3 protein-coding genes and 2 pseudogenes are annotated in these 8,115 nt (G+C 35.3%); 1 reads left to right on the forward strand and 4 read right to left on the reverse strand.

From position 1 onward, the window contains the following. Window positions 1–821 precede the first annotated feature (821 nt). A complete protein-coding gene (locus Q0977_RS17470; RefSeq protein WP_055125930.1) occupies window positions 822–3,317 on the reverse strand; it encodes a TIM-barrel domain-containing protein in 2,496 nt (831 codons plus the stop codon). Window positions 3,318–3,590: 273 nt separating this feature from the next. Here Q0977_RS17470 and Q0977_RS17475 point away from each other — a divergent pair, with 273 nt between their 5' ends. After that, window positions 3,591–4,997, forward strand: a complete 1,407-nt coding sequence (locus tag Q0977_RS17475) for an MFS transporter (RefSeq protein ID WP_002834440.1) — start codon at window positions 3,591–3,593, stop codon at window positions 4,995–4,997. Between the two features lie 172 nt (window positions 4,998–5,169). On the opposite strand, the pseudogene Q0977_RS18325 reads toward Q0977_RS17475, so the two are convergent. From Q0977_RS18325 to Q0977_RS17485, 3 genes and pseudogenes are all read right to left on the reverse strand, one after another. Next, a pseudogene (locus tag Q0977_RS18325) lies at window positions 5,170–5,340 on the reverse strand (putrescine carbamoyltransferase); the annotation flags it as partial. A gap of 197 nt (window positions 5,341–5,537) precedes the next feature. Then, window positions 5,538–7,043, reverse strand: coding sequence for a xylulokinase (gene xylB, locus Q0977_RS17480; RefSeq protein ID WP_299516218.1), 1,506 nt, complete (start codon window positions 7,041–7,043; stop codon window positions 5,538–5,540). A gap of 49 nt (window positions 7,044–7,092) precedes the next feature. Next, a pseudogene (locus Q0977_RS17485) lies at window positions 7,093–8,061 on the reverse strand (xylose isomerase); the annotation flags it as partial. Between the last annotated feature and the right edge of the window lie 54 nt (window positions 8,062–8,115).

The following is an 8,115-nucleotide window of genomic DNA, read 5'->3' on the forward strand; positions in this document are numbered from 1 at the left end:
TCATAAGGGAAGGCATTCCCTATTTCTATACAATTCAGAAATCTTTTATGCATTTACACAAGATATTTTACGCTCTCTCTAAATAATGGCTCTACAATAACTAGTGTCGATGGATAATAAAAATTGTCTATCGACACTTTTTTACGCAAAAAAGGACATCTCCTCATCCTTAGTGCTACAATCATGTCGACTAAAACCCAATTGAAAGCAGATGATAATATATTCTGTACTGTCTTTATACAAGATAATGTCCTTAAAACTGATACCGAAAATAGAAATATTATTTATCACTTCGAACGATACTATAGCTTATCCAGTCGTAAGACTGTTAAATCGTGTAACCACTCAAGTTAAAATCGCTACTATGCATCAATCTCAATGGAACTCTAGAGAATATCGCCTTTTAAAATACTATTGGAGTTTATATTTAAAACCATTCAATCAGATAGAGTCGAAAAATCCTACTTAGAAATCACATTTAAAGGATTGTTTAACCTCTAAACAAGTTGTTTCCGAAGATATTAGTGCTAATTCGGATTTTTCTGAAGTCTACTTTGTTGTTCAATCCATTGCTGATACCATTCGGTATCAAAACAAAGAAAGATTGTTACAACTACTTAAAACCAAAACTACTAATCCATCGCACACTTACGTATATAGAAACTGAAAACACTTAAGAGATTATATATATCAAATTTATATTTAAAGCTAAAAAAGAAAACCAATTCGTAAATGAATTGATTTTCTTCATCAACACTTGTTGACTTAGGGCCTAAATAATTAGGGAGTATTTCGTAAAAATACGGAATTTCTTTTATTTATTAAATTGAAATCAAATCTTTCACATGAAAATTAACTCCAACTTGATAAATATTTTGTTTTGGATTTGCATAACGGATTAAGGCTCTTCGTTTCTCTCCGTCAAAATACCATCCTGAATTAGTATCTTTAAATTTTTCATAACTAAGATATCTATCCAATTCTTCCTGTTCAATTCTCACTGTCAAAGGTGCTATCTTTGAACAATAAACTTCTAATTCAATAGTTTTAACTTTAGTTTGATAACTTCCTTCACGTTGTACATTAATATTTACTCCATCTGAATCGGGTTTAACTCGAACTTTGGTCTCCAAAAATTCTCCTTTTTTATAGTCATTGGACACCCCATCATCTTCATAAATTGTAAACGAAGTTTCCGTACTTGGCTCAATCATCAATTCAAGTTTATTAATTAAATCATTATGAACGTTATTAAGCTCTTTACTCTGTGGAACGATACTGCCACATCTTAAAAACATCGGAATACTAGATAAATCAACAGGTATTTCAATTGTTTGACCACCATCGTAGTATTTCGAAGTTTTCATATCAAACCATTTCGTGCCCTCAGGTAGATATATTTGTTTTTGAACTTGATCTCGTTCAAGGACATTGGCTATTAATAATGATGGTCCTAACATGAACTCAAAACTTTCCTCCGCAACGGCTGGATCATTTTGAAATTCGTAGACAAGTGGACGCATAATCGGTTCACCCTTAGTAGCTGCAATGTGTAAAAGAGAATAAAAATAAGGAATTAACGAATATCTGAGTTTAATTGCATCTCTAATATATTTAGTATAGTTCGGATATGTCCAAGGTTCAGTAACTGTATTATCGGTATTACATGAATGAATTGAAAATCTAGGCTGAAAAATCCCATTTTGTACCCAACGGACAAATAGTTCAGGTTCTGGTAGTGGCCCATCGAACCCACCAATATCGCAACCTTGATTTGCCACACCAGATAATCCCATGCCTAAGATAGTTGGAACATTATACTTTAAGTTCGTCCAACTTGTATAATTATCTCCTGCCCAAGTTTGTGCGTACCTTTGTATACCAGCAAAGCCCGCTCTATTCACTAAATATGGCCTTTTTTCAGGCATAGCTTCGTTAATTGCATCTTTAGCAGCCTTTGCCATCATCGTCGACATAACAGGCTTCAATTCACCAATGGTTTTGCCTTGACCCTCAGCGTCTACTCTAGCATTATCATCATTAATCTCATATTCATTATTATCATTCCAGATTGAACTTATTCCATTCGAAATTAAGGACCTCTTCATATATTTTTTCCAAGTCTCTCTACCTTTCGGGCTTGTAAAATCAACAAAGTGAGCTGCACCTCCCCAATATTGATCAACTTGATCATCATCGTTATTTTGGTTTCTGACATATGCTTTGTTTTGCTCAAAATCTTTCTTAAAAGGATGTGTCAATAACATTCCTGGCTTAATATTCGGAGCTAACAAAACTCCTTTTTTTTCTAGTTCCTCAACAAATTTTTGGGGATTTGAAAATCGCTTTTTGTTCCAATTGAATACATATCTCTTACCGTCTTTTCCTGAAGTGTATCCTGAAGATAGAAAGAATCCATCACAAGGAATATCATTCTTTTTGCATGTATCAACGAAATCTAAAATAGCCTTATCCGCATCTTTTTCTAGTTCTGTATAGAACATTGTAGAGCCCATATATCCAAATGAAGACATTGGCATCATTGCAGATTTTCCAGTCAAATCCGTATAATGTTCTACTACATCTTTAATAGTTGGTCCGCCAATAAAAAATACATCAAGGTCTCCACCATCACACTGAAAATAGCTATATCTTAACCAATAATTACTATGTTCACAATCCATATCAAAAACTGAATCATGTGCTGTATTATAGAATAAACCAGTTGCAATATTATTTTCAGTGTTAAAATTAATGTAGAACGGAATCATTTTATATAGAGGGTCTGATTTTTTGGCATTCCATCCTAATGAATCTGTATTATGCATCCGCATACGTCGTTTGAATTTATTTAATTCCCCAGATTTTTCTCCGAATCCATAAAATTTATTCGTATCTCCCATCGTACTGTAATGGTATTCCCGTCCATTATCATCCATAACAAAAGAACGTCGTGGCAGATCCTTATGTACTACGTTTCCATATTTATCTACAATCTCAAAATAAAATGGTGCTTTATAGATATGTAGTGCATATTTCCCATTTTGTACTGTATATTTATCTTCTTTCTCTACCATTTGAATTTGTATTGGAGTAACTTTTTTTCTTTCGTTCGCTAATAATTCGTCAGTTGTATCTTCCCAAGCTGTCTTAACTAATGCGTAAGATTGTTCGGGTTTAAATTCATCATCAAACGTTCCGCGAATCCGAATAATATTTTCATCTAAAAGATATACCCTAAAGTTAGCTCCATCGGTCTTAATATCTAAATAATCGTCATTATTTTTAATATTCAATAAATTTCGGCTTGTTTTCATCTAAAGTCACACCATTCCTTTTTTAACTTTGTAAAAGAAAATATTTATCCAACAAGTGATATATTAGATACATCAGTATGTAATCACTTTAATATGTTATGTAAACGCTGTCAATAAGTAAAAAATTACTTTTTAACTTTATCTGTGTAACATTATTCCACAATGTTGTATTTTTTTATGTGATATTAATTTTCCATTGAAAACGCTTTCTTTAAGTGATATTATTTTGCTGTACTGATATATCAGATTAAAAATTAAAGGAGCGTGACACTTTTGGATAAAACACAAAAAACCATTACCTTAAATACTAAACCTTTTAATATTAAGGATAAGGTCGGTTATATGTTTGGCGACATTGGAAATAATTTCTCTTTCAACGTTGTTAACTCATTTTTGATGATTTTTTATACAAACGTACTTGGATTAACAGGGGCCCAGATTGGAATATTATTTCTCATAGCACGTTTTGTAGATGCATTCGCAGATATTACCGTGGGTCGACTTGTAGATAACAGTAAACTTCACAAATCAGGTCGTTTTAAACCTTGGATGAGTCGTATGCAATACCCATTATTAATTTTTCTAGTGCTATTATTCGTGCCAATTGTACAAACTTGGGCTCTTCCAGTTCGATTACTCTGGGTATTCATTACTTATCTCGGATGGGGAATCTTCTACTCTACCGTTAATATTCCATACGGATCGATGGCTTCTGCGATTAGTAGTGATCCTAATGATAAAACTTCTCTATCTACATTCCGTGCCCTCGGTTCGGCTTTAGGTAGTGCCATTACAAGTTACATTATTCCATTATTTATTTACATCGGAGCAACACAAAAAATTTCAGGAACTCGTTTTTTCTGGGTTGTAGCAGCTTGTGCAGTGCTAGGATGGGTGTGCTATGAATTAACCATTCACTTAACAACTGAACGTGTTAGGACCGAAAAAAGTGAAAAAGTCCCTTTGGGTCGTTTAGTTAAGGGTCTATTTGAAAATAAGGCGTTAGTTGTTTTAGTTTTAGTTGATATCATGGTTGTTATTAATCAAAATCTTTCGGGAACTATGATTTCATATCTATTCAACGATTATTTTAAAAACAAGAGTGCTATGGCTGTTGCTTTAATTTTTAATTTTGCTACTGTCATCTTACTCGCCCCATTTGGTCACTATCTCACTAAAAAATTTGGACGCAAGGAAACGTCAATTGTTGCTTTACTTTTTGGAGCTTTGATGTATGGTACTTTATTAGTAGTACATACTCAAAGTGTTGCTTTTTACTTAGTAATGCTTTTCTTTGGTTCTTTAGGTGCCGGTATGTTCAATTTAATGGTTTGGGCATTCATTACTGATGTTATTGATAATCACGAAGTACTCACTGGTGTCCGTGAAGATGGAATTGTTTATGGAGTAAATTCATTTGCACGAAAAGTTGCTCAAGCTATCGCTGGTGGATTTGGTGGTTTTATGCTTACTTTCATTGGATACCAATCATCTACAGGTGGCGGAGTCATTCAGAATGACGCTGTTATTCACCGTATTTATAACTTAGCAACCGGTATTCCAACTTTCTGTTTAGCTTTTGCTGCTTTATTGCTTCTATTCTTCTATCCACTTAGCAAAAAACGCGTTACTGAAAATGCTACTAAACTTGCAAAGTTACATGAAAATAATATTCAATAATAAAATTATTTACTAATTAAAAATTAGCTTATTCACTAAAAAAGAGGATTGAACAGTATTCTAAAATCGTTCAGTCCTCTTTTTAACTATCCAATTCCTAGCAACTAATATAGTTATAACCTGTTAATATTACTTTCCACTAAGCATCTAATTTTCTTATAGCTTCTGCAGAAGTTCTAGTTGAGCTTTCTACAGAAATCATGCCAAGCGTCTTATTTTTTAGAAGTAGTGGCTAGTAACCATTCTTAATTGATTCTTTTATCTTAAGACCAAGATTAATCATGTATTTGATTTCCTCTTGTGTATATGTATTAGTGTCAATAAAATCTCTTTTTGTATTCATAACTGGTACTCCCTTTCGTTTTGCTTTACTTTGTTTACATGCTTATCATAAATTAATTACAAATGCAAATAAAACATTTTTAAATGCCTTGCGACAGGGTTCTAACCTATGTAACACGTGTCATTTCATGAAACATGTTTCATTTCACATAAAAAAGCCTTCTCCACTAATTTGGAGAAAGCCTTTATAAATACCCTCTAGAGATTATTTAGTCTATATTCCATTAATCCATGACTGATTTCTGCAATTTGACCATACACTCGTTTATACAATCGATACATCTTTTCATATTTTTCAACATTACCACTATTAGGCACATATTCTTGATCATATGACACAAATTTTTGGGCACAATCGTTCAATGAATCGAACCAACCGACTCCCACAGCGGCAATCATTGCCGCTCCTAAGCCGGGCCCTTGTTCATTCTTTAAAGTAACCACTTTTTTATTGAAAACATCGGCTTGAATTTGGAGCCATAGTGGACTCTTAGCGCCTCCTCCGATTGATACTACCGTATCAAAATCACTACCCTTTTCGGCAAAGATTCGCATAATATCTTTGAACGAGAAGACAATTCCCTCTAATACAGCCCGGGTAAAGTCTGCCTTATTATGGGTTCCATCAATTCCAATGAAACTACCGCGCGCGTCACCATCAGGGTATGGAGTCCGTTCGCCAACAATATATGGCGTAAATAACAAACCATTAGCACCGACGGTGGAATCGCCTGCGGCGTTTACAAATTCTGTGAAATCTTGATCGGCACTGAAAGTCTTCTTAAACCAACTCAGACTGTAGCCCGCCGCTAAGGTCACTCCCATCGTATAAAATTTATTTGGAATAGCGTGGTTAAAGAAATGTAATGCTCCCTTATAATCGACATCGGCATTATCTTCATACTTCAATACTACTCCGGAAGTTCCAATTGAAGATAGGACTTGATTAGAACTTAAGATTCCGGCTCCAATCGCTCCTGCCGCATTATCAGCGGCTCCGCCGTAGATCTTAGTCGTCGTCTTCAATCCGGAGAACTTCGCATACGTATCTCCAATCGTACCAGCGAATCCAATGGATTCAATTAATGGCGGGAAGATTGTTTGAGGCAAATCGAAGGCGTCCGCAATCTTCGTACTCCAAGTTTTGTTTTCTTCATCTAACATTACGGTTCCTGCCGCGTCCGAATATTCCATCGCGATTTTCCCGGTCATCCGATATCTTAGATAATCCTTGGGCAATAAGAATACTGATACATTATTAAAGAGTTCTGGTTCATTTTCTTTTACCCATAAAAGTTTAGGCAAAGTAAATCCTTCTAGTGGAACATTACGAGTGATATCAATAAAATCTTGTCCCATTGTATCTAGAATTTCTTTGCATTGTTCCGTTGTTCGGGTATCATTCCACAAAATAGCTGGGCGTAAAACTTGATTATGGTCATCTAATAGAACCAGTCCATGCATTTGTCCAGAATAGCTAATCCCAGTAATTTCATCCGGTTTGATACCATCCACTTTAATCAACCGGTCGATAGCCGCAGTTGTTCCGGTTACCCAATCCTCCGGATTTTGTTCACTATAACCTGGTTCGGGCTGATTCAAACTGTAGGCTTCACTTTGTTGGGCGACAATTTTTCCTTCACGGCTTACGGCTGAAACCTTAACCGCACTTGTTCCTAAATCTACTCCTAATACAACTTCCATGTCATTCACCTCTTCAAAATAAAAAGGTGGCAATTCGCCACCTTTTCGCTTATTTGCCTAATACGGTAAAAATATAATTATTTAATGTTGATTTCAATTGTTCTAAGTGACCAGATTTTGTTGCGGCAATCAATTCTGATTGAGGCTTATCGATCACATAATCTTCAAGTTCTTTGAAGGTTACCTTATCATTTTCAAAGTCGGCACCGATACCAGACTTGAATGAGCTGTAGCGATCTTCAATTACTGAATCAAATACACGATCTTCAAGTAATTTAGCAGCTACTCTCAATCCAGCAGCATAAGTATCCATACCTGCAGTATGAGCTAAGAAGAGGTCTTCCATAGTGAATGATTGACGTCTTGGTTTAGCATCAAAGTTTAAACCACCAGTAGCTAGGCCACCATTCTTAAGCATCTCATACATAACAAGGGTTGCTTCATAAATATCATTAGGGAATTCATCAATATCCCAACCAATCAACTTGTCACCCATGTTGGCATCAAGCGAACCAAGTAAGCCAGCGTCACGAGCCACACGAACTTCATGTTCGTAAGTGTGGCCTGCAAGATAAGCATGGTTACCCTCAAGGTTTAACTTAAAGTCTTTTTCTAGACCGTAGGTCTTAAGGAAGGCAATTGTTGTTGCCGCATCTGTATCATATTGATGTGATGTTGGTTCCTTTGGTTTTGGTTCAAGCAGGAATTGTCCTGTGTAACCAATTTCGTTAGCATAATCCTTAGCCATGTGGAAGAATTTAGCAATGTGTTCTTGTTCAAGTTTCATATCAGTATTGAGTAATGATTCGTAACCTTCACGACCACCCCAAAAAACATAGTTCATGGAATTTACCCGTTTAGCAATTTCCAAAGAATGTTTGATTTGAGCAGCTGAGTAAGCAACGATATCAGCAAAAGGTGCTGTAGCACCACCCGCAACGAAACGAGGGTTAGTAAAGAGACTTGATGTGTTCCAAAGCACTTCCTTACCAGTTTTGGATTGAAGTCAATATTTGAGACAGATTTTAAGAGACATTCAGAACCGCGTTTACCTTCCACAGCTCAAATAAAT

The organism is uncultured Rummeliibacillus sp., assembly GCF_934216135.1.
Classification (GTDB): domain Bacteria; phylum Bacillota; class Bacilli; order Bacillales_A; family Planococcaceae; genus Rummeliibacillus.

Coding starts and splice junctions, on each gene's coding strand:
- Q0977_RS17470 (WP_055125930.1), bottom strand. CDS start 3,317: ATGAAAACAAGCCGAAATTTATTGAATATTAAAAATAATGACGATTAT.
- xylB (WP_299516218.1), bottom strand. CDS start 7,043: ATGGAAGTTGTATTAGGAGTAGATTTAGGAACAAGTGCGGTTAAGGTT.